This is a genomic window from Uruburuella suis, assembly GCF_022870845.1.
Lineage (GTDB): Bacteria > Pseudomonadota > Gammaproteobacteria > Burkholderiales > Neisseriaceae > Neisseria > Neisseria suis.
The window spans coordinates 1,760,084-1,783,462 of sequence record NZ_CP091507.1 but is presented as its reverse complement, the minus strand read 5'-3'; the positions used below and the strand labels follow the sequence as shown (position 1 = coordinate 1,783,462).

General features: G+C 54.4%; 28 protein-coding genes. 26 read left to right on the top strand and 2 right to left on the bottom strand.

The annotated features are described in order from the left end of the window. Positions 1 to 6: 6 nt before the first annotated feature. From LVJ78_RS12500 to dcd, 11 genes are all read left to right on the top strand, one after another. The gene (locus LVJ78_RS12500; protein WP_342345070.1) at positions 7 to 348 is read left to right on the top strand and encodes a type II toxin-antitoxin system RelE/ParE family toxin; all 342 of its coding nucleotides are present in this window, start codon (positions 7 to 9) and stop codon (positions 346 to 348) included. Between the two features lie 21 nt (positions 349 to 369). After that, positions 370 to 672: a HigA family addiction module antitoxin gene (locus LVJ78_RS08095; RefSeq protein ID WP_243650331.1), complete on the top strand. Its 303-nt coding sequence runs from the start codon at positions 370 to 372 to the stop codon at positions 670 to 672. 44 nt (positions 673 to 716) lie between these two features. After that, the gene (locus tag LVJ78_RS08090) at positions 717 to 1,304 is read left to right on the top strand and encodes a LemA family protein (RefSeq protein ID WP_132953263.1); all 588 of its coding nucleotides are present in this window, start codon (positions 717 to 719) and stop codon (positions 1,302 to 1,304) included. Positions 1,305 to 1,321: 17 nt separating this feature from the next. Further along, positions 1,322 to 3,178 carry a M48 family metalloprotease gene (locus LVJ78_RS08085; protein ID WP_132953265.1) on the top strand — a complete coding sequence of 619 codons (1,857 nt, stop codon included), beginning with the start codon at positions 1,322 to 1,324 and terminating at the stop codon, positions 3,176 to 3,178. Positions 3,179 to 3,341: 163 nt separating this feature from the next. Further along, positions 3,342 to 4,172, top strand: a complete 831-nt coding sequence (locus tag LVJ78_RS08080) for an amino acid ABC transporter substrate-binding protein (RefSeq protein WP_132953267.1) — start codon at positions 3,342 to 3,344, stop codon at positions 4,170 to 4,172. Positions 4,173 to 4,194: 22 nt separating this feature from the next. Then, a complete protein-coding gene (locus LVJ78_RS08075; RefSeq protein WP_424580109.1) occupies positions 4,195 to 4,878 on the top strand; it encodes an amino acid ABC transporter permease in 684 nt (227 codons plus the stop codon). Between the two features lie 12 nt (positions 4,879 to 4,890). Beyond that, a complete protein-coding gene (locus LVJ78_RS08070; protein WP_132953269.1) occupies positions 4,891 to 5,643 on the top strand; it encodes an amino acid ABC transporter ATP-binding protein in 753 nt (250 codons plus the stop codon). A 107-nt stretch (positions 5,644 to 5,750) separates the two neighbouring features. Beyond that, on the top strand, positions 5,751 to 6,410 hold the full coding sequence (gene ung, locus LVJ78_RS08065) for a uracil-DNA glycosylase (RefSeq protein WP_132953271.1): 660 nt from the start codon (positions 5,751 to 5,753) through the stop codon (positions 6,408 to 6,410). Positions 6,411 to 6,436: 26 nt separating this feature from the next. Further along, the gene (locus LVJ78_RS08060) at positions 6,437 to 7,069 is read left to right on the top strand and encodes a MarC family protein (RefSeq protein WP_132953273.1); all 633 of its coding nucleotides are present in this window, start codon (positions 6,437 to 6,439) and stop codon (positions 7,067 to 7,069) included. A 103-nt stretch (positions 7,070 to 7,172) separates the two neighbouring features. Further along, the gene (locus tag LVJ78_RS08055; protein WP_132953275.1) at positions 7,173 to 8,072 is read left to right on the top strand and encodes a recombination-associated protein RdgC; all 900 of its coding nucleotides are present in this window, start codon (positions 7,173 to 7,175) and stop codon (positions 8,070 to 8,072) included. A gap of 220 nt (positions 8,073 to 8,292) precedes the next feature. Next, positions 8,293 to 8,859 carry a dCTP deaminase gene (dcd, locus tag LVJ78_RS08050; protein ID WP_132953277.1) on the top strand — a complete coding sequence of 189 codons (567 nt, stop codon included), beginning with the start codon at positions 8,293 to 8,295 and terminating at the stop codon, positions 8,857 to 8,859. A gap of 64 nt (positions 8,860 to 8,923) precedes the next feature. Here dcd and LVJ78_RS08045 read toward each other — a convergent pair whose 3' ends face one another. Together LVJ78_RS08045 and LVJ78_RS08040 are read right to left on the bottom strand one after the other, a co-directional pair. Next, a complete protein-coding gene (locus LVJ78_RS08045) occupies positions 8,924 to 9,118 on the bottom strand; it encodes a hypothetical protein (RefSeq protein ID WP_132953279.1) in 195 nt (64 codons plus the stop codon). A 169-nt stretch (positions 9,119 to 9,287) separates the two neighbouring features. Continuing rightward, on the bottom strand, positions 9,288 to 10,739 hold the full coding sequence (locus LVJ78_RS08040; RefSeq protein WP_132953281.1) for a phospholipase D-like domain-containing protein: 1,452 nt from the start codon (positions 10,737 to 10,739) through the stop codon (positions 9,288 to 9,290). 265 nt (positions 10,740 to 11,004) lie between these two features. Here LVJ78_RS08040 and trpA point away from each other — a divergent pair, with 265 nt between their 5' ends. The 15 genes from trpA (at position 11,005) to LVJ78_RS07965 (ending at position 22,996) form a co-directional block, all read left to right on the top strand. Beyond that, positions 11,005 to 11,790 (top strand): tryptophan synthase subunit alpha, encoded by a 786-nt coding sequence (gene trpA, locus LVJ78_RS08035; RefSeq protein WP_132953283.1) that lies wholly within the window; start codon positions 11,005 to 11,007, stop codon positions 11,788 to 11,790. A gap of 83 nt (positions 11,791 to 11,873) precedes the next feature. Beyond that, on the top strand, positions 11,874 to 12,749 hold the full coding sequence (gene accD, locus LVJ78_RS08030; protein WP_132953285.1) for an acetyl-CoA carboxylase, carboxyltransferase subunit beta: 876 nt from the start codon (positions 11,874 to 11,876) through the stop codon (positions 12,747 to 12,749). Positions 12,750 to 12,847: 98 nt separating this feature from the next. Beyond that, positions 12,848 to 13,297, top strand: a complete 450-nt coding sequence (locus tag LVJ78_RS08025; protein WP_132953287.1) for a J domain-containing protein — start codon at positions 12,848 to 12,850, stop codon at positions 13,295 to 13,297. 98 nt (positions 13,298 to 13,395) lie between these two features. Beyond that, complete coding sequence (locus LVJ78_RS08020; RefSeq protein WP_132953289.1) at positions 13,396 to 14,172, top strand: ferredoxin--NADP reductase; 777 nt, start codon at positions 13,396 to 13,398, stop codon at positions 14,170 to 14,172. A 167-nt stretch (positions 14,173 to 14,339) separates the two neighbouring features. Continuing rightward, positions 14,340 to 15,641: a tyrosine-type recombinase/integrase gene (locus LVJ78_RS08015; RefSeq protein WP_132953291.1), complete on the top strand. Its 1,302-nt coding sequence runs from the start codon at positions 14,340 to 14,342 to the stop codon at positions 15,639 to 15,641. Between the two features lie 627 nt (positions 15,642 to 16,268). Beyond that, entirely contained in the window at positions 16,269 to 16,946 is a 678-nt protein-coding gene (locus tag LVJ78_RS08010; protein ID WP_165870897.1) for a helix-turn-helix transcriptional regulator, read from the top strand. Between the two features lie 94 nt (positions 16,947 to 17,040). Continuing rightward, positions 17,041 to 17,292 carry an AlpA family phage regulatory protein gene (locus LVJ78_RS08005; protein WP_132953295.1) on the top strand — a complete coding sequence of 84 codons (252 nt, stop codon included), beginning with the start codon at positions 17,041 to 17,043 and terminating at the stop codon, positions 17,290 to 17,292. Further along, positions 17,289 to 17,495 carry a hypothetical protein gene (locus tag LVJ78_RS08000; protein WP_132953297.1) on the top strand — a complete coding sequence of 69 codons (207 nt, stop codon included), beginning with the start codon at positions 17,289 to 17,291 and terminating at the stop codon, positions 17,493 to 17,495. Before LVJ78_RS08005 ends, LVJ78_RS08000 begins: the two co-directional genes overlap by 4 nt. Further along, the gene (locus tag LVJ78_RS07995) at positions 17,482 to 18,147 is read left to right on the top strand and encodes a hypothetical protein (protein WP_132953299.1); all 666 of its coding nucleotides are present in this window, start codon (positions 17,482 to 17,484) and stop codon (positions 18,145 to 18,147) included. The genes LVJ78_RS08000 and LVJ78_RS07995 overlap by 14 nt, the downstream gene beginning before the upstream one ends. After that, complete coding sequence (locus LVJ78_RS07990) at positions 18,144 to 18,557, top strand: hypothetical protein (protein ID WP_132953301.1); 414 nt, start codon at positions 18,144 to 18,146, stop codon at positions 18,555 to 18,557. The genes LVJ78_RS07995 and LVJ78_RS07990 overlap by 4 nt, the downstream gene beginning before the upstream one ends. Then, positions 18,554 to 18,793 carry a hypothetical protein gene (locus LVJ78_RS07985; protein WP_132953303.1) on the top strand — a complete coding sequence of 80 codons (240 nt, stop codon included), beginning with the start codon at positions 18,554 to 18,556 and terminating at the stop codon, positions 18,791 to 18,793. Before LVJ78_RS07990 ends, LVJ78_RS07985 begins: the two co-directional genes overlap by 4 nt. Continuing rightward, positions 18,790 to 18,996 carry a hypothetical protein gene (locus LVJ78_RS07980; RefSeq protein WP_132953305.1) on the top strand — a complete coding sequence of 69 codons (207 nt, stop codon included), beginning with the start codon at positions 18,790 to 18,792 and terminating at the stop codon, positions 18,994 to 18,996. The genes LVJ78_RS07985 and LVJ78_RS07980 overlap by 4 nt, the downstream gene beginning before the upstream one ends. Positions 18,997 to 19,109: 113 nt before the next feature. Continuing rightward, positions 19,110 to 20,192, top strand: coding sequence for a toprim domain-containing protein (locus LVJ78_RS07975; RefSeq protein WP_132953307.1), 1,083 nt, complete (start codon positions 19,110 to 19,112; stop codon positions 20,190 to 20,192). After that, a complete protein-coding gene (locus tag LVJ78_RS07970; protein ID WP_132953309.1) occupies positions 20,189 to 22,162 on the top strand; it encodes a DUF927 domain-containing protein in 1,974 nt (657 codons plus the stop codon). Before LVJ78_RS07975 ends, LVJ78_RS07970 begins: the two co-directional genes overlap by 4 nt. A gap of 483 nt (positions 22,163 to 22,645) precedes the next feature. Beyond that, the gene (locus tag LVJ78_RS07965) at positions 22,646 to 22,996 is read left to right on the top strand and encodes a single-stranded DNA-binding protein (RefSeq protein WP_132953311.1); all 351 of its coding nucleotides are present in this window, start codon (positions 22,646 to 22,648) and stop codon (positions 22,994 to 22,996) included. Positions 22,997 to 23,379 lie beyond the last annotated feature (383 nt).

Below are 23,379 nucleotides of genomic sequence, written 5' to 3'. Positions count from 1 at the left end.
GTGCGAATGAAATGTTTGGTAATATCAATAACGTTTGACGTTATTAACGGGTTTCGTTATTATTTGGCGATGATTACCGAATTCTACTGCAAAGACACCAAAGCCCTGTTTCAAGGCAGGCGGGTGAAACGGTTTGCCAATATTGAAGCGGTAGCGATGCGCAAACTGCAACAATTGAATGCCGCTGCGGATTTGAGTTTTTTGAAAATACCGCCCGGCAATCGTTTGGAAGCGTTGAAAGACAACCGGCAGGGTCAGCACAGCATCCGCATCAATGATCAATGGCGGATTTGCTTTATCTGGGCAAACGGCCATGCCTGCTGTGTTGAAATTGTGGATTATCATTAAAGAATCAGGAAAGGCAAATTAATGATGAATATGCGAGAAATACCTTTGGCCCATCCCGGCGAAATTCTGCTGGAAGATTGGCTCAAGCCGATGAATATCAGCCAATATGCTTTGGCCAAAGCCATCGATGTGCCGCCGCGCCGTATCAACGAAATCGTGAAAGGCAAGCGCGCAATCACGGCCGACACGGCTTTGCGGCTGGCTGCTTTTTTCAACACCGATGCGCAAAGCTGGCTGAACCTGCAAAGTCATTACGATGCAGAAAACACACGGGTGGCGATTGCCGAGCAATTGAAGCATATCCATCCTTATCATATGGCGTAAACAAGGCCGTCTGAAACCATTAATATTTTACAAAGGGGAATCATATGGGCATTTTAGTGGCTTTATTGCTGTTGGCCGTGCTGGTGTTGTGGCCGGCGTGGCTTTACAACAAACTGGTGGCCGCCAAAAACCTTTATCTCAATGCGTTTGCGCAAATTCAGGTGCAGCTGAAGCGGCGGCACGATTTGGTGCCCAATCTGGTGGAAGCGGTGCGCGCTTATTTGGGGCACGAGCGCGGCACGCTTGAGGCAGTGACGCAGGCGCGCGCCGGTGCCGATCAGGCTTTGCGCGCGGCGGCGGCCAATCCGGGCGCTTCTTCGCTCGAAGCGCTCGCCCACAGCGAAACCGCGCTCAACAGCGCTTTGCGCGGCCTTCATGTGGCGATTGAAGCCTATCCCGAATTGAAAGCCGACCAAAGCGTGATGCAGCTGAGCGAAGAATTGGGCAGCACCGAAAACCGCGTGGCTTTTGCGCGCCAGGCTTATAACGATGCGGTGATGGATTACAACACCTTGCGCCAATCGTTTCCGGCCAATCTGTTAGCCGATTTTTTCGGCCACAAGAAAAACGCCGCCTTGCTGCAATTTGACGATGCCGCCGAAATCCAAGCGGCACCGCGCGTGCGTTTGTAAGCAGCGGGGCAGCCTTGATGCGGTTTTTTAAAGGGCAGGCGCAGGCACGGCGCTACACTTTGTGGCTGGTGTGGCTTTATGTGGCGGCCTTGTCGCTCACGGTGGCGGCGCTCACTTGGGCGGTAGGGCTGTTTTTGCGCGAGGATGCCGGTGCGCTGCAATACGGGCTGATTGCTGCGGCGTGGTCGGCGCTAATGCTGGGCGCGAGTGCCTGGCGTTTGCGCGAATTGTCGGGCGGCGGCGAGGTGGTGGCCGAAGCGCTGGAAGGCGCGCGGCTTTATGCGCCGGCCTCTGCGGCCGAGCGGCGGCTGATGAATGTGGTGGAAGAAATGGCGCTGGCGGCGATGATGCCGGTGCCGAAAGTGTATCTTCTGCCCGATGGCAGCATTAATGCATTTGCCGCCGGCACCACGCCGGCCAATGCCGTGATCGGCGTTACCCGCGGCGCGTTGCAACAGCTCGACCGCGCCCAATTGCAAGCGGTGGTGGCGCATGAATTCAGCCACATTGCCAATGGCGATATGCGCCTGAATATGCGCCTCACCGGCTGGCTGTTTGGCTTGCAGCTGATTACCGTGTGCGCCCGCTGGCTGATGTTTGGCACGGATTTGCTCGATTATCGGCAAAAAGGCCGTCTGAAACCGCGCCGCGACACATCGGCCAACGAGGCCGAAGCGGCGGTGGCCGGCTGTATGGTGTCGCTGCCGCTCACGTTTTTGGGCGGGCTGCTGATGCTGATCGGCGGCCTCGGCAACGTGCTGGCGGGCTGGATACAGGCGGCGATTTGCCGCCAGCGCGAATTTTTGGCCGATGCTTCGGCGGTGCAGTTTACCCGCCAAACCGAAGGCATGGTGGGCGCGCTGCACAAAATCGCCGTGGTGCCGCGCCAGCGCCTGCATTCGTGGCATGCTGCCGAATATGCGCATTTTATGTTTGGCAGCATTCACGAGCCGGATATTTTCGACAAGCTCGCCGCCACCCATCCGGCCACCATCGAGCGCATCCGCCGTTTAAGCCCGTTTCGGGCGCGCCAGTTGGCCGATGAAATCGACCATGCCGCTGCCGGCGGCATGCAATATGAAGGCTGGCTCGGTTTTGCGCAGGTGCGCCGCGAAGCTTCGTGGGCGGATGCCGAAGCAGAAGCGCTGGAAAACGAACACGAAGCGCGCGCCGCCGCCATGCGCCGGCGCATCGAAGCTTTCCGCCCCGGCGCAGCCACACGCAGCGCCGCCTGGCAGCGCACCGCGCCGCGCGCCTGGCGCTCGGCCGCCGGCGACGGCGAGCGGCTGCCGCTTTTGGCCGGGCTGATGCTGGCCGGCGAAATGGACGTGCCCGAAGCGCTTCGGCAGCAATGGCTGCTGCACAATCCGCTGCGGCAAGACACGCTGGCGCGCTTGGTGCAACACATGCCGGCGCCGGCAGATTATATCGACACATTGGATGAGATGCTGCCGCAAGCCGCTGCCGATGAGATGCTGGCCGAGCTGTGGCAAGATGCCGACGCGGCTTTTACCGCCAATGAGCAACCCACGTTGATGCAGGCTTGCGTGTGGCTGCTGTTGTGGGTTTATGCGGGCGCTAAAAATGCAGAGGGGCAGGGCGGCGGTGTGCAAGGCGATGCTGTTCAAATCGCAGCGTTTACTGCCGAAGTGTTGGCTGCGCCGCTGCAAACGGCATCGGTGCGGCTGCCGCAGCAGCGTTGGCAAAATATTCAAGCTGCATTGAATGATGCGGCTGCGTTGCCCGAGCCTGAGCGCCGCCGCATTTTGGCCGATTGCATTCAGATTGCCGAAGCATCGCCCGATTTATTGCGTGCGCAAATATGGCTTTATACGCTGCGGGTGGCGTGGGATTTGCCCTCAGAGGCCGTCTGAAAGCCAAGCAGCTTGATTTCGGTGTGTTGTGGCGGTGATTCCTTTATATAAATACAGGCTCAGCATGGCTTGCGCTTATAAACAGCGGTTCTTTGTGTTTGCCGCGCGCATATCGTACAATATTTGTTTTATTGGGTAAGATTGTTCACAAAAAGGTGTGTTTATGTTGAAAAAATTCGTTTTGGGCGGCGTGGCCGCTTTGGTGTTGGCCGCGTGCGGCAACGAGGGCGGCAGCGCCGCGCAATCGGCCGCTTCTGCGCCGGCAGCAGCGGCCGAGGGCAGCCTGTTGGCGCGCATCGACAATAAAGGCACTGTTACCGTGGGCACCGAAGGCACATATGCCCCCTTCACTTATCACGATGAGAGCGGCAAGCTCACGGGCTACGATGTGGAAGTCACCCGCGCGGTGGCCGATAAATTGGGCGTGAAGGTGGATTTCAAAGAAACCCAATGGGATGCCATGCTAGCGGGCTTGAAAGCCGGCCGCTTCGATATCGTGGCCAACCAGGTGAGCCTGACCACGCCCGAGCGCCAAGCCACTTTCGACAAATCGGCCGACTACAGCTATTCGGGCCCGATGGCGCTCACACGCCAAGATGATCAGCGCATCAAAACGCTGGCCGATGTGAAAGGTTTGTCTTCCGCGCAATCCTTGAGCAGCAATTATGGCGAAATGGCCGAAAAAGCCGGTGCCAAAATCGTGCCGGTCGACGGCATGGCGCAAGCGCTGGCGTTGGTGCAGCAAGGCCGCGCCGATTTTACTTTTAACGATTCGCTCGCGCTGCTCGATTATCTGAAGAAAAATCCCAATTCCGGCCTGCAAGTGGCCTGGACTGCGCCTGCCGATGAAAAAATCGGTGCCGGTTTTATTGTGAACAAAGGCAACGATGAAGCGCTGGCCAAAATCAGCGGCGCGGTGGAAGAATTGCGTGCAGACGGCACTTTGAAAAAGCTGGGCGAACAATTTTTTGGTGTAGATGTCAGTGTTAAATGAGTTATTGAGCACCCTGCCGTTTATGACCGAGGCCCGCGCGGCCTTGGTGATAAACGCTTTTTGGCCGATGGTGAAAGCGGGCTTTTTATATTCGATTCCGCTGGCCATCGTTTCTTTTTTCCTCGGCCTGATTATTGCCGTGGGCGTGGCATTGCTGCGCGTGGTGCCGGCCGGCGGCTGGCTGCACAAGCTTGCGCTGCTGCTGGTGAAATTTTATGTGTCGGCCATACGCGGCACGCCGATGCTGGTGCAGCTGATGATTGTGTTTTACGGCCTGCCCGCCATCGGCATTCGGCTGGATCCGCTGCCCACCGCCATTGTGGGCTTTTCGCTCAACATCGGCGCTTATGCCTCGGAAACCATACGCGCGGCGATTTTGTCGGTGCCCAAAGGGCAGTGGGAAGCCGGCTTTTCCATCGGCATGACTTATATGCAGACCTTTCGCCGCATCATCATGCCGCAGGCTTTCCGCGTGTCGGTGCCGCCCTTGAGCAACACCTTTATCAGCCTGTTTAAAGACACCTCGCTCGCTTCTGTGGTGACCATCACCGAGCTTTTCCGCGTGGCGCAGCAAATCGCCAACGCCAGCTATGATTTCTTGCCGGTGTATATCGAGGCCGGGCTTGTGTATTGGGTGTTTTGCTTTTTCCTCTTTATCGCCCAGGCGCGTATCGAAAAACGCCTCGACCGCTATGTGGCGAAATAAGGAGCCTGCACGATGATTAAAATCCGCAATATCCACAAAGCATTCGATGGCAACCCAATTTTGCGCGGCATTGATTTGGATGTAGACAAAGGCAATGTGGTGGTGATTCTCGGCCCTTCCGGCTCCGGCAAAACCACTTTTCTGCGCTGCCTCAACGCGCTGGAAATGCCTGAGCAGGGCATGATTGAATTTAGCGGTGAAGCGCCGCTGAAAATCAACTTTGCCGGGCATCCGTCGAAAAAAGACATTTTGGCGCTGCGCCGCAAAACCGGCATGGTGTTTCAGCAATATAATCTTTTTCCGCACAAAACCGCGCTGGAAAACGTGATGGAAGGGCCGGTGGCGGTGCAGGGCAAAAGCGTGGCCGAGGCGCGCGAGCAAGCGCTTTTGCTGCTGCAAAAAGTGGGCTTGGGCGACAAAACCGATCTTTATCCTTATCAGCTCTCCGGCGGCCAGCAGCAGCGCGTAGGCATTGCGCGGGCATTGGCCATTGCGCCCGAATTGTTGCTGTTTGACGAGCCCACTTCCGCGCTCGACCCCGAGCTTGTGCAAGATGTGCTCGACACCATGAAAAATCTGGCGCAAGAGGGTTGGACCATGGTGGTGGTGAGCCACGAAATCAAATTCGCACTCGATGTGGCCACCAAAGTGGTGGTGATGGACGGCGGCGTGATTGTGGAGCAGGGCGCGCCCGAAGAATTGTTCCGCAATCCGCAACACGAGCGCACCCGCCGCTTCTTGCAGCAGATTCGCGCCGAAGCTTGAATGGGTTTGAATGAAAGGCCGTCTGAAAAAGCCAAATGCTTTCAGACGGCCTTTGCGTATGGGCAAACATGTTATGATAACGCGCATTGTTTAAACGGAATATCGCAATGAATACTTGGAGCGAAGCGCTGGGCGAGGAAAAGCAGCAGCCTTATTTCCGGCAGATTTTGGACACCGTCAAAGCAGAGCGTGAGAGCGGGCAAGTCATTTACCCGCCGGCACACGATGTGTTCAATGCTTTCAAAGCCACCGAATTCAATCAGGTGAAAGTGGTGGTATTGGGGCAAGACCCATATCACAACGAAGGGCAGGCGCACGGTTTGTCGTTTTCGGTGCGCCCCGATGTGCAGATTCCGCCCTCACTGCAAAACATTTATAAAGAATTGGCCGAAGATATCGCCGGCTTTCAAATGCCCGCGCACGGCTATTTGCAGCATTGGGCCGAGCAAGGCGTGTTGCTGCTCAACGCCGTGCTCACCGTGCGCGCGCATCAGGCGCATTCGCATGCCAGACTTGGTTGGGAAACCTTTACCGACAAGGTAATCCGCCAATTAGCCGATGAGCGCGAGCATTTGGTGTTTATCTTGTGGGGCAGCCACGCGCAGAAAAAAGGCGCGTTTATCGATCGCACGCGCCATTTGGTGATTGCTTCGCCGCATCCGTCGCCGCTTTCGGCCTATCGCGGCTTTTTCGGCAGCAAACCTTTTTCCCGTACCAACGCCTATTTGCAGGCACACGGGCATACGCCGATTGATTGGCAAGTGTGAGTTTTTAATTTTAAGGCAGCAAAAATATGGATTATCTGCACCAATTCGGCCTGGCCTTTATGGCTTTTTTCGCCATTATGAACCCTGTGTCCAGCCTGCCCGTGTATATCAGCCTCACCGCTGGTGATGATGAAGCCACGGCCAAAGCAGTGGCGCGCAAAGGCTTGCTGATTGCGTTCGGCATTATTGTGGTGTTTGCTTTGGGCGGGCGCTATATCTTTGAAATGTTCGGCATGACGCTGCCGGCTTTGCGGCTGGCCGGCGGCGCGTTGGTGTTTTTGATTGGCTTTCATATGCTGCAAGGGCAGCATTCGGCGGTGCATCATCCGCCTGCCGGCGAAGCGGCTGCCTGCGGCGATAAACTGGGCGTGGCCGTGTCGCCGCTGGCCACGCCGCTGCTGGCCGGCCCCGGTACCATTGCCACCGCCATGAATTTGTCGGCGCACGAAGCGCCTGTCAACACATTAATCACCATCGCCGCCTTTGCGCTACTGTGTTTGATTACTTATGTGCTGTTTGTATACGGCAAAACATTGGTGCGCCTGCTGGGGCAAAGCGCCATGAATGTGATGACGCGCATGATGGGGCTGATTTTGGCGGTAATCGGTGCGCAAATGCTGATTGCCGGCGTGCAAGGCGCGTTTCCCGGCTTGAAATAGCCCGCATGTTTTGCAGGCAATGAGGCCGTCTGAAAGCGCAGCGCGGTGTTTCAGACGGCCTCATTGCTGTATAATCCGGCGGTTTGACCTTGAGGACGATACCATGTGGTTTAAGCAAATCAGTTTTTATCCGCTCAACACCGCCAAGCTGCCCGAGTTGGACACGCTGGCCGACAAGCTCGCTGCTGCCGAATTTGCGCCCTGCATGGGTTTGGACTGGTTTAGTGAGGGTTTTGCCGCGCCTGTGGCGTTTTCACCCGAATTGGTGTTTCCCGCTGATTACACGTGGCGCGTGGCCTTGAAAAAAGAAGAAAAAGTGCTGCCCGCCGGCGTGATACGCGATATTCTCGACGAGCGTGTGGTGGAAATTCAAAATGCCGAAGCGCGCAATGTCGGGCGCAAAGAAAAGCAAGAATTAAAAGAGCAGATTACCGATGATTTGCTGCCGCGCGCCTTTACCCGCAGCAGCCGCAGCCAAGCGATTTTCGACACCAAACACGGCTATTTGCTGGTGAACAATGCTGCCGCGGCCAAGGCGGAAAACCTGCTCACCAAGCTGCGCGAAGCCTTGGGCGGATTGGAAGCCAGCCTGCCCAACACCAAACAATCGCCCGGCAGCCTGATGACCGACTGGCTTTTGCGCGGCGCGGCCGAAGGCGGCTTCGAGCTTGATAGCGATTGCGAGCTCAAAGGCGTGGGCGATGTGGTGCCCACGGTGAAAGTGTCGAAGCAGGATCTCACCGCCGATGAAGTGGTGCAGCATGTGAAAAACGGCAAAACCGTTACCCAGCTCGGCCTGACTTGGCGCGAGCAAATCAGCTTCATCCTCACCCAAGATTTCACACTGAAGCGCATTCAATATCTGGATGTGTTGCAAGAAGAAGCCGAAGGGCACGGCGATGATGCGGCCAGCCTGATGTTTGCTTCGCAAATTCTGATGACCGAAGCCTTGAGCACCATGCTCGATGAATTGGTGTCATACTTGGGCGGCTGGCAGGAATAGGCTGTAATAGGCCGTCTGAGAACCTGTTTGCGCTTTTTTTTTACCGCCTGTTTCGGCACGGACGTGGCATCATAAAAAATCGTGAGCAGGTTTTGAAGCCGCGCCATAGCAATGGTGCCGGCGGCGCAGAACGATTGCGCTGCATGCCGCTTTTTCTTAGAATAAGTTTTTTGATTCCAACCATTCCCGCCCGTGCGGGAGCAGCCGCAGGGAAACCGAAATGAGCATTAAATCCGACAAATGGATACGCCGCATGAGCGAAGAGCACGGTATGATCGAGCCCTTCGAGCCCACGCAGATTAAAGAAGCCAACGGGCAGAAAATCATTTCCTACGGCACCTCGAGCTACGGCTACGATATTCGTTGTGCCAATGAATTCAAGATTTTCACCAATATCAACAGCACCATTGTCGACCCGAAAAATTTCGACCCGAAAAATTTCGTTACCGTGGAAGACGATTGCTGCATTATCCCGCCCAATTCGTTTGCGCTGGCGCGCACGGTGGAATATTTCCGCATTCCGCGCAACGTGCTCACCGTGTGTTTGGGCAAATCCACTTATGCGCGCTGCGGCATTATTGTGAACGTGACGCCGTTTGAGCCGGAGTGGGAAGGCTATGTGACGCTGGAATTTTCCAACACCACGCCGCTGCCGGCCAAAATTTACGCGGGCGAAGGCGTGGCGCAGGTGCTGTTTTTTGAAAGCGACGAAGTGTGTGAAACTTCCTATAAAGACCGCAAAGGCAAATATATGGGCCAAACCGGCGTGACCTTGCCGAAAACCTGAGCAAGATTTACAGGCATGGAAAAGGCCGTCTGAAACGTTTCAGACGGCCTGATTTTTTATTCGCTTAAGAGTGCACTTTTCCGGAAAGATGCGCATCTTTTTGAATCGGCAGATGCTTGCCTTTTTCAGGATATTGCACCTCAAGCAGATTTTCACGGCTGAATGCGTGCTTGATTTGTGCGGCAACATCGGGGTTGACCTGCAGATAGTAAATTCCGCCAACAACGGCCGCAGCGAGTATGAAAACGCTGATACGCATAGTTGTTTCCTTTTTATTTTTAAATACAAAAGTGAGCACTACAGCCCCAGCATACAAAAATGCCGTCTGAAATGTGGGGAAAACATTCAGACGGCATTTAAAACGGCTAAACGGTATGCTTGTTAAACAACGTTATAGTTGAGCGGTAGTGTATTGTGTTTGAACGGTATTATGGTTTGCGCCGCTTGAATTCGGCAAGCTGCTTGATGGCATGCAAAGCGGCGGAAAGCCCGCCCACCACCAAAATCAGCAGCAGCGGCCACATCACAATCTGCGGCACAAACCACAACAAAAGCGCCAGCAGCAACACGCCGATGCCGATGGAAAGATAAGCCCAGGCTTCCGACTCATCCACCACGCGCGTGCCCGAAATGCCGGTGTCGAAAGCGTGGCTCAGCTGCATGGCCTGGCGCATCACGCTTTTGGCCTGGCCTTTGTGCAGGCGGGCAAAGCCGCGAAACATGCGCTCGCGCTCTTCTTTGAGCTCGGCATGAGCCTGCTCGTTTAGAATCACTTCGGTGGCGTGGTTTAAATCGTTGATAAAAGCGCGCTCCAGCTGGTAAACCGTGGCGGGGTCTTCAATGGAAATATCCAGCTCGCGGTTGGCATACCAGCTGGAAAAATTGAGATTGGTGCTGCCCACACGCGCCCATTGGCCGTCTACCAGCGCGGTTTTGGCGTGTATCATGGTGCCGTCCCACTCAAACACGCGCACGCCCGCATCGAGCAGGCTGCGGTATTGCGTGCGCGACACCGTGCCTATCCATTTGATGTCGGAAGTGCGCGGCACCAAAATGCGCACGTCCACACCGGCTTTGGCCGCATTGATGAGCGCCTGCACATACATGCGCGTGGGCATGAAATAAGCATCGGTGATCCACAGGTTTTGCGTGGCCAGGCCGATGATGTTGAGATCGAACCGCATGGTGTTGATGTTGGCCGGCGTGGTGGCGAGCCCGCGGGCGCGCGTGCTGCCCGCGGGCATGGCGTCTTCATTCTCATAGCGCTTGAGCGGCGGCATGGTGCCGCCTTGCGATATCAGGGTGTCTTCAAACGCGGCCAACACATCTTGCACAATCGGCCCTTGCAGCGCCAAGCCGGTGTCGCGCCAGGCTTCGATGCCTTTGGCCGGCTTGCCCTCCCACGCGGCGGAAATGCACAAGCCGCTCACAAAAGCGGTGTGCTCGTCGATAATCAGCGATTTGCGGTGGTTGCGCGAAAAAAGGCCGATGCCGGCGGTCCAGGCGGGCGGGTTGTAAGGGCGCACTTCTGCGCCTGCTTCAATCAGCGGCTTGAAAAAACCGCGCACATGCGCATTGAGGCTGCCCAACCAGTCATACACCAGCGCCACTTTCACGCCTTTGGCCAGCTTGTCGAGCAAAATGGCGCGGATGCGGCGGCCGAACTCATCGGGCGCGAAGATATACATTTCGATGCACACCGATTCTTGCGCCGCGCGCAAAGCCGCTTCCCAAGCGGGAAAATTTTCGGTGCTGTCGAGCAGCACTTCGATGCGGTTGCCGTAGCGCGAATGCGAGCCGGCAGCGCGGCTCATCACTTGCTCGATTAAGGCATTGCGGGTTTTCGGTGCGGTAGGGGGGAGGAGGGTGTCGGTAGTCATGCGCCCGATTATAAAGGCGAAAGCGCGCGGCGGCACGCTGTTTGCCACGGCTTTGGGGGCGGCTTGTGTGTAAAATATCGTTACAGGCCGTCTGAAAGCGGTGTTATACTCAAGGCTTTGAGTGCCTGGCGCTTTGTGCGGCAGGCCGTCTGAAACCCATCAAAAATAACTTTACTGCGTTGCCGCTTTGCTTGTTATCTGTATTGTTTGCGGCCCGCTCTTGTAAGCTTGCTTTTTTGAACGGGTATGAAACACGGGCAGAGCCATGAGCAGAATCCAAACCACTTTCGAGCAACTAAACGGCAGCAAAGCCTTAGTGAGCTACATCACCGCCGGCGACCCTGATTTGCGCACCACGCTCTCGCTGATGCACAGCTTGGCGGCAAACGGAGCCGACATCCTTGAATTGGGCATTCCGTTTTCCGACCCGATGGCCGATGGCCCCACCATACAGCGCGCCGCCGAGCGTGCGCTCGCGCAGGGCGTGTCGCTCAAAGATGTGCTCGCGCTGGTGGCTGAGTTCCGCCAAAGCAATGCCGCCACGCCGGTGGTGTTGATGGGTTATCTCAATCCGGTGCACAAAATGGGCTATACCGCTTTTGCCCAAGCGGCCGCCGCAGCGGGCGTGGACGGCGTGCTCACCGTGGATTCGCCGGTGGAAACCATTGCGCCCTTGCATGAAGCGCTCAAACAGCAAGGCATAGACTGCATTTTTCTGGTAGCACCCACCACCACCGAAGCGCGTATCCAAACCATTGCTTCGCTGGCCAGCGGTTTTGTGTATTATGTGTCGCTCAAAGGCGTAACCGGCTCGGCGCAGTTGGATACCGAAGCCGTTTCGCGTAAAATAGAGCTTTTGCGCAAACACATCGATATTCCGATCGGCGTGGGTTTTGGTATCAGCGATGCCGAAAGTGCGCGCAAAATCGCCACTGTGGCCGATGCCGTGATTGTGGGTAGCCGCATTGTGAACGAAATCGAGCGCAACCCCGGCAACGAAGCCGCCGCCGCCGGCGCGCTGGCCAAAACATTGAAAAACGCCATCAGCTGAAAAATCAGGGCGCTTTTTCACCCTTTCCAAAGGCCGTCTGAAAGATAGAGGCCGGCCGTTTGAACACATTTAAGGAGCCATCCGTGAGCTGGTTAGATAAAATTTTACCCCCGAAAATCAAGCGCGACGACAGCACTTCTTCTGTGGTGCCCGAAGGCTTGTGGAGCAAATGCCCGTCGTGTTCGGCCACTTTGTATGCCACCGATTTGCAGCAAAACAGCTATGTGTGCCCCAAATGCGGCCACCACAATGCCCTGAGCGCGCGCGAGCGCCTCAATCTGCTGCTCGATGAGCAAGGCCGCGAAGAAATCGGCGCCCAAATCAAACCGGTAGACATTCTTAAATTCAAAGACAGCAAAAAATACCCCGAGCGCCTCACCGCTGCGCGCAAGCTCACCGGCGAAGACGATGCCATGGTGGTGATGAAAGGCAGCATGAACGGCTTGCCGGTGGTGGTGGCGGCTTTTGAATTCCGCTTTATCGGCGGCTCGATGGGCTCGGTGGTGGGCGAGCGTTTTGTTGAAGGCGTGCGCCGTGCCGCTGCCGACGGCTGCTCGTTTATCTGCGTGTCGGCTTCCGGCGGTGCGCGCATGCAGGAAGGCCTGAATTCTTTGATGCAGATGACCAAAACCAGCGCTTCGCTGCATTTGCTTAGCGAAAAAAGCCTGCCGTTTATTTCCGTGCTCACCGACCCGACCATGGGCGGCGTGTCGGCCAGCTTTGCCTTTTTGGGCGATGTGGTGCTGGCCGAGCCTAATGCGCTGATTGGCTTTGCCGGCCCGCGCGTGATTGAGCAAACCGTGCGCGAAACCCTGCCCGAAGGCTTTCAACGCGCCGAATTTTTGCTGGAAAAAGGCGCCATCGATCAAATTGTCGACCGCCGTGAAATGAAGCAGCGCATTTGCAGCCTGATTACTTTGCTGCGCCGCCAAGATGCCGTAAACCATGATGCGGCTTGATAGGCTGCTTTATTGAATCAATCAAGCGAAAAGCCGTCTGAACGTTTTAGACGGCTTTTGCTATAATCGGCTTTTCTTTTCAGGCCATGCAGGCTTTTATGTCCAAACGCATACGCACCCACTACGATAATCTGAAAGTGGCGCCGGATGCCCCGATAGAGGCTATCCGCGCGGCGTATCGTTTGCTCTGCAAAAAATACCATCCCGACCAAAACCGCCATAATCCCGATGCCCACCGCATCATGAGCCTGGTCAACCGCTCTTATCAAGTGCTTTCCGATCCCGAGCGCCGCCGCGCCCACGATGAATGGATTGCCGCACAACAAAGCGGGCACGAGCCCGAAACCATCGCCAGCCCCATGCCGGCGCACCATCAAAAAGCCGCTGAGCCGCTGCCCGTGGCCAAACTTTTGCTGTGGCTCACGCTGCTGGCTGCCCTGATTGGCGCGCTGGCTTGGTTTGCCGCCCATCAGCGCAAAAGCGACCCATTGGCACCTGCGCACCCGCAAACGCACCAACAAAGCGCACCCGCCAAACCGCAATCATAACGCAAACACAGATTTCCCCATAAATCGCATGGTTATGTTTCAGACGGCCTTACAGTATAATCAAGGCCGTCTGAACCATTTGAAATCACGAGCACAGCATGGCCGCGCCACCCGAAGCCAAATACACCGAAGAAACCCTATTGTGGGTGAAGCACCACACACACAAGCTGATCACCTTTGCCATCACCCGCCCCGAAGCCTACCGCTTTGCCGCCGGCCAATTTTCACGGCTGGGCTTTCATGATGGACAAGGTTTTATTTGGCGCGCCTATTCCGTGGTGTCTGCCGAATATGCCGACACGCTCGAATACTTCGCCGTGCTGATCGAAGCGGGGCCTATGAGCGCCAAATTTGCCGAAATGAAGGCCGGTGACACAATGCTGCTCGATAAAAACGCCACCGGCTTTCTGCTGCCCGAGCGCTTTGCCGACGGGCGCGATTTAATCATGCTCTGCACCGGCTCCGGCATCGCCCCGTTTTTATCCATTTTGCAGCAGCCCGACATCTGGCAGCGCTTCGAGCGGCTGGCGCTGGCGCATTCCGTGTCGCATGCCGACGAGCTGATTTTCAACCAAACCATCGCCGACTTGAAACACCACCCGCTGATTGAAGAATATTTCCATAAGCTCAGCTTTGTGCCCGTTACCACCCGCAGCCCCGGCGGCCAACTGCACGGCGCGCGCCTGCCTGAATTGCTGGCAAACGGCGATTTAGCGCGCGCCTTCAACATCGATTTCACCCCTGAAAACAGCCGCTTTATGATTTGCGGCAACCCCGAAATGGTGAAGGACACCTTCAAAACCCTGCTCGATATGGGCTTTGCCATGCACCGCAACAAAGTGCCCGGGCAGATTATGATGGAAAACGGGTTTTAAGAAATTTGACAATCTATAGCAATCTATGCATATCTAAAAAATATGATTTAATACAGTATGTTATAAAAATATATAGGTTGATATTGTCTACAATAATCTACACGAATCTACCCCAAGCGACCGTAAAAAGTGGGTAAAAAAGTGGGTAAAATTTTTTGGGTGTTTGAATGGCTGGCAAAGACAAGCTGACGCAGCGGCAAATTGAAACCGCAAAGCCAAAAAATAAGCCTTATCGTTTGGCGGATGGCGCGGGGTTGTTTTTGCTGGTGTCTGTGCATGGCGGCAAATCATGGCAAAAGCGCTATAAATCCAACGATGGCATAGAGCGGATATATTCTATCGGCACTTTTCCGCAAGTTTCCCTGAAAGAAGCACGGGCGGCTAATTTTGAGCTGGCAAGGCAGCTTAGGGGTGGTATTGACCCGATGGCGGAGAAGCAGGCCATTAAGCGCATGGAGCGGCTGGAGAGGGAAAACGGCAAGAGCCTGACCGAAGTAGGGCAGACGTGGCTTGCAAGCCGTGCAGGCGCGGTGGCGCAAAACACGCTGAACGGTGACCGCATGAGCTTGGCGCATATTGAAATCTTCTTTGCGGCGAATGCCAATATCAACGATGTGGACGCGCAGGCGTTGGCGGAATTTGCCGAGTGGCTGAATCACAAGAATATCCCCGCCCGCGCCAAGCGCACCATGCAGATTGTGGGGCAGATTTGGGATTTTGCCGTGAACAAGGGCTTAATCAGCCAAGAGCGGCGCAATCCTGTAGACACCGCAAAGCTGCTGCTGGCCAAACACACCAGCAACCCCGAGCCGCATTTACCAGCGGCGGAGTTGACGGCCTTTTTCCACGCCCTGCAAACCAGCGCGGATATTCACCCGATAACCCGCTATCTGCTGTTATTCAATGCGCTGCTGGCACCGCGTAAAAGCGCATTGAGCAAGAGCCGTTGGGAGAATATTGATTTTGAACGGCGCATTTGGTTTATGCCCGATGAAGATATGAAGATGGGCAATGATTTTCTGATACCGCTGGCCGATTGGCCGCTGGCGCTGCTGCAAGAGCTGCATACCATCACAGGCCATCAAGCCTATCTGTTTCCGCCCTTGCGCCGTGGTGTGGGCGGCAATGCCTATATCAGCCAAAAGGTGGGCAACGTGGCGATTAAGCGGCTGGGCTTTGATGGCAGCCATGCGGGTAAATCCAACGCGTCTATGCACGGCTTCAGGCACACCATGACCAATATTTGCGCCATCAACGGCAAAGACGTTCTAACCACAGACTTGGCGCTTGGGCATATCCAGCGTTCGGCGTTGAAAAAGCAGGGCATGGATTCTTTAGCCCACTACCTGACGGCGGCAGAGTTCCGCTTTGAAGAGCGGCGCGAACTGGCCGCATGGTATAGCGGCTTTCTGAAACAGCGGTATGACGAGGCGGCGGCGATTGTGGCGGCTGAAAACGGTAGAAAATAGTGTTATTGTCTTGTGTAAAGACACAAACTTGTCTATTAATAAATTGATTTTATTGAAAAAAATTTTATTAAAAATCAAAAGTACCGTAAAAAGTACCGTAAATTTGTCAAAGTCACACGCTTTTTCGGTTTTTCGGCGGCTTTGTAGGCCGTCTGAAAACGGGAATACACCAGCAAGGGAGTGAAGACGATGTTTATATTTCGGCTGATGGTTTGGCTTGCGCATGGCTTTTTTCTTGTTATCGGGTTGTTTATGCTGTTTTTGGCTTGGCAAGCATGGGGCTGGAAGTTTGTAGCGGTTATGGTGCTGGTGTTGGCTGTGGGCGCGGTGCTTGAATACAAATGGCCGTCTGAAAAGCGCAAAGGCGGTTAAAGGCCGTCTGAAATCGCTGCCAGTTGGTTGCTGTGGAATTGTATAGGTTGACATGGTGCACTAATTTGGTTAAATTATGCCAAACTGTTTTACTTGCGTTTGCAGCAAGCCCAGCCGCCCGATGGCGGTTTTTTTTTGCGCCTTTAAATCGCTTTGGTAGGCTTATGTTTGTGGATTATTGTATTTTTATTGAATTTTAGAGAGTTTGCCGCCGCCTGATTCGGGCGGCTTTTTTGTATCTGAATGGGTGCTTATATGGCTGAAACTTATATAAAAATGGTTGAGTTGGTGAGGATTATCGGGCATGCGCACGGTATGATTTTGCGCATGATGAATAAAAACGACAAGGCGGCGTATGACCCTACTTTTCCCGCGCCTGTTCCTATCGGAAATAAATCAGAGGCATGGCGCAAAAGCGATATTGACCGCTGGATGTTTGAAAGGGAAATGGCCGCCATTGAAGCCGCGCATTATGCGGAATCACAAGCCGCTATAGTGGAAAAACAGAAACAGCAAGCCGAAGCCGTGGCTGCTTGTAGGGCAAGGCAGAAAGCCAAGATGTTGAGCGGCGAAGCACGGCGGCAAGAGCATGAGGAAGAGTGGGAACTGGAAGCGGTAGAATTGCAGGCGTTTAGTGCGCGGAATCAGGCCGCAAAATACAGGCTGCTTGATTTGGTTTACTGGAATGATGAAATCGAATATTTAGCGCGTTATCGGCGTTTGGAAGTAAAGAAATATGGCAAGGCGCGGCGTTATCATTATTCGTTTCGTTTCTTGATGCTTCCAGCGGTATATTACGCCATGAACAGCATATACTGTAATGCTGGCGGCGGCGGTTATGATGTAATAATTGAAATTGACAAGCTGAAAGCGCAAAACAAAGCCGCCTTTGACCGTCTGAATGACGATTATTGTAAAATTTCTATTTTGTAATCCATAGTTTTTTGAATGAGCCTATACGGGTTTTCCGTATGGGCTTTTTTTGTATCTACCGCCTTTGGGCGGTTTTTTTATGGGAGTTTCCGCTATGGAAAATACCGAAAGCCAAGCAGTAAAAATGCTGAAAATCGGGCAGGTGGTTGAACGCACGGCCTTATCGAAAGCAGCCATTTACGCCAAATTAAACCCGAAAGACCCGCGCCATGATGCGAGCTTTCCAAGAAGCATCAGGCTAACAGGGGCGGCGGTTGCATGGGTTGAATCGGAGATTGACGCATGGTTACGCGCCCGAATCGCTGCGAGCCGTGCAAAACACACCAGCAAGGAGAAAACAGCATGAATATTGAAAAAGATGAATTAGTGGACATTCTGCAAGAACAATTCGATTTGATTGAACCGCTGATAGGCAAAATGAAAGACATTTCAAAGGCGGTATTTCTTTCTGATGATGTAAGTGAAGAAAGCTACGAAATTGATAGCGTGATTGATGATTTAACTGAAGTTTTTGAATCCCTTGATGCTTTGATTTGTGACTTGGAATGAATCAAAAATCGAAACCGCCAAGCTTTGCGGCTTGGCGGTGAATCCCGCCTTGTTTGGCGGCTATAGGGGCATAAAAAAAGGAAATCCGATGTTACCACAATTTCAAAATCTTATTTGCTTTGCCGCGTTTTCAGACGGCCTTGTCTTGTGCCATTGCCGTGTATGGCTTGACGCTTCGCTAAAACACCCGCAAAATAAGCTCGTTGCATTCAATCGTGCAACAGGGTTTAGCAGCCCTTTACAGTTCGGCAGACAAGCCGCCAAAGCCTATCAACGGGCAAGCGGTATTTTTACGTCTGCAATCCCTTGTTATACCTTTTCCAATGGGAAACAGGGGCGGGAGGCCTTGCGCCTGCTGGTTCGAACTGCCAGTCTGCTAACCCGCCTTTTGTTTCCCGCCCACACGTTTAGCAGCGTGGCGGCGGGCTTAATAACCCAGTTCGAAAAGGTACTAACCATCATGACTAAAATCCGCAAGGGCTATTCACGCCCGTTAATCAGCCGCAAAATACGCTCATTCGCCACATTGGCAGACGCTGGCCGCTTTATCGACCGCTTAACCGAAGCCAACCGCAACGATTACGCATTCAACATCATTCAGCAAGATGGCCGTTGGCTGGTGTGCAGCGTGATTGCAGGGGGTGCGCAATGAACAAGCCCACACAATCACCAAACCGCGTAAATAAGCGCTATCAAGGCGGAATCCCTGCCCTGCTGGCCAATATCGAGCTGCTTCACGCTGATGCTGTCGGCGATTTGAGCGCCGAAGAATTGGGCGCTTTATCCGAGCAGGCAGAGGGGGCATTGCTCAATATCGCTGCTGTGATGGACACAATCAGCCGCTTGGCTGAAGCCAATGCCCACGCCGAAGCCGCCTACCAAGTGGCGCTTTCAGACGTAAGCGCCTGTGTGAATGCTGTAAATGCCGAATTGGGGGCTGCTGTGGCCGAATTGTCGGCTATTCGTTCAATCCTTGATGTGGAATATGCCTATCAGGCGGGCTACAGCAAGGGCTATGACACGGCCACGGCGGAAAGCAGCGAGCGGAGGCCGAAGCCATGAAGATTCAAACCCCGTTATATATCACCCCGCATCACAGTCACACCGAAGCGACCGCTGCATTTGGCGCATTGAAAGCCCTGCATGGTGCTTACCCTGCGTTGCGTTTCGGCATGGTGTATCACCCGCCGCGCTGGCTGGTGTTCCGTGTGCATGAGCAAGGCCAGCAAGCCGCGCCGTTGCCCGTGCCTGATTTGCTTTCAGACGGCCTCGCTGACTTGACGGAGGGCGCGGCATGAACCGAATCTTAGAAATCCGCCCCTTTCAGCCCGTGGCCAGCCTTGAAGAAGTGGCCGCCATGGTTGAGGGCTTGGCGATTAATCCGAGCTATGGCCGCGTGTGCGTGGTGCAGCAATCAGATGGTAAGTGGTATATCGCCCTGATTCTGCAAAATGAGTTAAAGGCGCAAAAGAAGCGTTTTAAGCGCGTTTCCAGCGCTTAGGCTATCTACCCCATCACCCAACCCACAAAACCCCATTAAAACGCAATGTAAGCAGCCTAAAGGGCATTTCTGCCCTTAGACGGGCTTGTTGCAGCCTTTGGAAAGGCAGAATCATGAATTCAAACACTCAAACCCGCGAAAACAAGCCGCGCTATCGGCTCGATGACGTTAAAGCCGCCGCCCGTGGCCGCTGGCCTGAAATCCTGCAAGCGCTGAATGTGCCTGCTGCTTTGACCAACACCCAAAAACACCAGCCATGCCCCGCTTGCGGAGGCCGTGACCGTTTTCGCTTCACCAACCACAAGCAGGGCGGCGGCTTTATCTGCAACCATTGCACACCCGATGGCGGCAGCGGCTTAGATTTGCTGATGCTGATGTATGGCTACAGCTTTGCCGAAGCCGTGAAAGCCGTGGCCGTGGTGGTGGGCTTGGATGGCGGCCAAATCGCCCCCGCCGTGGCAAGAGCCGCCCCAAAAGCCGACAACACCGCCGAAGACAAAGCGCGGCGTGACCGCTTGGCGGCTTTGTGGGCGGAATGTGTGGCATGGGATGAAGCGCCCGATATTGCCGATTACCTTTGGGTGCGCGGTGTGCCGTTGCCCGAAAAAATGCCTGTAAACGGCGCGGCTTTGCGCTTTCACAAGCGCATGAGCTATTGGCATAACGGGCGCGTGATTGCCCATCTGCCCACCATGGTGGGCTTGTTTCAAGACGTAACGGGCAAGGCTTGCGGCCTGCACATCACTTACTTTCAGACGGCCTATAACGATTTGCCCGCCAAGGCCGTATTGTTTGACCCGAAAACCCGCGAGCGCCTGCCCGCCAAGAAAATGCGGAGCGCGGCCAGCGGCAGCCTAACGGGCGCGGCCATGCGCTTGTTTGAGCCTGCAAACGGCATTTTGGGGGTATGCGAGGGCATAGAAACCGCTTTTGCAGCGCGGTATGTATCGGGTGTGCCGATGTGGGCGTGTGGTTCTGCACACGGCATTCAATCGCTGGTGTTGCCCGATGGAATCCGCGAGCTGGTGATTATTGCCGACAACGACACAAACGGCACGGGCTTGCAGGCGGCAAGGCTGTTGCAGCGGCGCTATCAGCGCGAATTGGAAAGCATCAAGATTTGGCAACCTGACCACACGGGCGCGGATGCGCTGGATGTGTTGGCGGCGCAAATTCAGAAAGGGGCGGCAGCATGAGCAAGGATAAAGACGATTTGGGGAAAGATAACGACACCAAGCAAGACCACAACACCGAAAACTCGCTAGCAAAGGGCGAAAACAAAGCGCCTAAGCGCGGTTTGCGTGTGGTTAAGGGCAACACCAGCCCACGCGGCAAAAACGCCGTAAAAAGCGATTTTGAGGCCTTGCAGAATATTCAGACGGCAGACGACACGCCGATTCTGCCGTTTTACGAATTGCGCAAGCCGAATAACGGCGGCTTGGCTGGTGTGTTTTTTGTCGGAGTAGGTACAACACGAGAGGGCGATTTTTACCACTTGCCGCCGCTGCATATTGCCGATTATGTGAATTTGGTAGGGCGCGGAATCGGTGAAGACGACAAAGAATACAGGGTAATCGAGTATTACCGCGCTGGCGAAAAGCAGCCCAAACAAGCCGCCTTGCCGCTGGAAATCGTGGGCATGCCTGCTTGCTGGGCATTTTTGCGCGGTTTGGGCATAGGCGTGAAATCGGGCGGTAAGGCCATGGGCGCATTAGCCGATTATCTGCAATGGGAGGGCGATAAAACCGAATGGCAGATAGCCAACCGTGGCGGCTGGCTTGATGACGATTGCGCGGCCTATGTGTTGCCCAGCGGGGAAATTATCGGCCACACGGGCGGCAAGGTGATTTACAACGGCGACACCAGCAAAAAGCCCGCCTATGGCGTTTCAGGCAGCCTTGAAACGTGGCAAGCGCATTTGGCCGCCTATGCAGCGGGCAACAGCCGCCTGCTGCTGGCATTGGGCGCGGCCTTTGCCGCCCCGCTGCTTGCGCCGATGAAGATAGAAAACGGCGGTTTTCACCTGTTTCACGCATCAAGCGGCGGCAAAACCACCACCGCCATGCTGGCGCTTTCGGTGTATGGCCGCCCCGATAAGCTTAAAAACACTTGGAAAGCAACCGCCTTGGCGATTGACAATATGGCGGCGGCCACTTCAGACGGCTTTATTTTGCTGGATGAAATCAGCCAAGCGCGGGGGCAAGACGTGAGCAGCGTGGCCTATTCGCTGTTTAACGGCGTGGGCAAGCTGCAAGGTGCAAAGCAGGGCGGCAACCGCGAACGGCTGGAATGGCGCGTTTTACTGCTTTCAACGGGTGAATTTCCTGTATCCCAATATATGAAGCAAGCAGGCTTTGAGTGGAACGCGGGGCAGAATGTGCGCCTGCCGTCTATTCCTGCCGATGCGGGGAAAGGATTCCGCGTGTTCGATACCCTGCACGGCCATTCAGACGGCGCGGCGTTTGCAGAAATGCTGGAAGAAACCGCCAAACACCATTACGGCCATGCAGGCCGCGCATGGGTGGGCAAGCTGGCCGAAGCCATGAAGCAGGATAAAGCCGCCTTAATCGGCAAGGTAAACAGCTATTGCGATGCGTTCCGCGCCCGCCTGCCTGCCGATTTAGACGGGCAGCCTGCCCGTGTGGCCAAACGCTTTGCTTTAGCCGCCGCCGCGCTGGAGCTGGCCGCCGAATGGGGCATTACAGGCTTGGCGGCTGGTGTGGGTGCGGCTGGTGTGGAAGCCTGCTTTAACGCGTGGTATGAGCGTGAGGGCAAGGGCAATCAGGAGGAGCGCGTTATTTTGCAGAGGGCGGCGGATTACCTGCAAGCGAAGGGTAATTCTGAAATGTTTGTCGAGCTGGAAAGTATCGGCAAGGGCGGTTATGCCCAAACGAGCCGCTACCATGCGGGCTATGTGAAGTATGACGCGGCGCGTGATTTGCAAGTGTTCTACATCAACAGCCAAGCATTTGAAACCGATATTTGCGGCGGCTTTGATAAAGATTTCGTGTGTGAAGTGCTGCATGCGGCGGGATGGCTGAAACGAAGCGTCACGCGGTGGACAAAACAGCTTAAGCGTGCAGGGATAAGCACGGGCTGGTATTACGTTTTAGACGGCCATTTGCCGCCAGCGGAGCGGATGAAAGCAGATGCAGAAGAAGACTAGCAGGCGTTGCGCCCACATACGCGAGGGTGAAAAACGTGGTTACTTTGGTTACTCGAATATAACTTATTATTTTATATCATATTTTTAACTAAAAGGCTTGGTTACTTTGCTGGTTACCGCTTGGTTACCGTGGTTACCGTGGTTACCCGTAATGAATAGAGAAATTTAACAATCTTTATTTATAATATAAAACAATGATTTATTATGATAACCAATTATTTATCTTTATAAATCATGTGGTTAAGTGTTTCATGGTGACGCAAAAGCACTTAAAAACAGGTAAAACAAGCTGTTTGTTTATTTAAATCAATAGTTTAATGCGGTAACCGCTATTTTATTGTTTTTAATCAATATGTTAATGTAAAAGTAACCAAGCGGTAACCACGAAATTTTACGTTTTTTCCTTTTAAATCAACGAAGTAACCAAAGTAACCAGCTTTTTGAGGGTGCGCTATATATATTTGCGCGGAAAAGGTGTTTTAAATGATAGACGGTATCATTAGCGGCGTGTTGGTGTTGCCGCCGAAGCGGCTGTTTACCCGCCGCGCCAGCCCCTACGTTATCGGCAAGATTGATGTGATGGCCGTGCGGCAAGACGGGCAACCCGTGCATGGCAATGTAATCGCGTTTGATGCGGGTGTTTGCACCGCCCTGCTGGCCATGAGCAAGGGCGATACGGTATCACTAGGCGGCATCATCACGCCGAAGCTGGCAGATGATTACGGGCAAGCGGTGGTAGAGCTGAATATCACCGCGCTGGCCGTGTTGAGCGGCTACCATATCGGGCAGGCAAACGGCAAAGGCCGCTTGCTGGCTATGTTGGCACGGGTATAAGCGGCGGCAGAGGTAAGGCCGTCTGAAAGCTTAGGTACTTCCAGCCGTTCGAGCCATGCGGGCAATTCGCACCGCATTTATTGGGAAGCGTGGCGGTGCTTATGCTTCCTTACTGGCTGCAAGGGGGGGGCGGTTTGAGAGTTCAGACGGCCTTTTCTTCTAGACCGCCGCCCCTCTCACGCATACTTTTTAGCTGTTTTTTCATTGATTTTGTTAAAGGTTTTTTGTTGAAGAATGGTTTAAGGGCTGGAAACCCGCAAGGGGCGGGGCATGAAAAGTTTCCGCCCCCTGTTTTCCTAGACCCCCCACACTCGCATACAGAGAAAATTTTCTTGTGGGGGATTGTTAATTAACTTTTAACAAGCCTGTTAAGCCCTTAATTA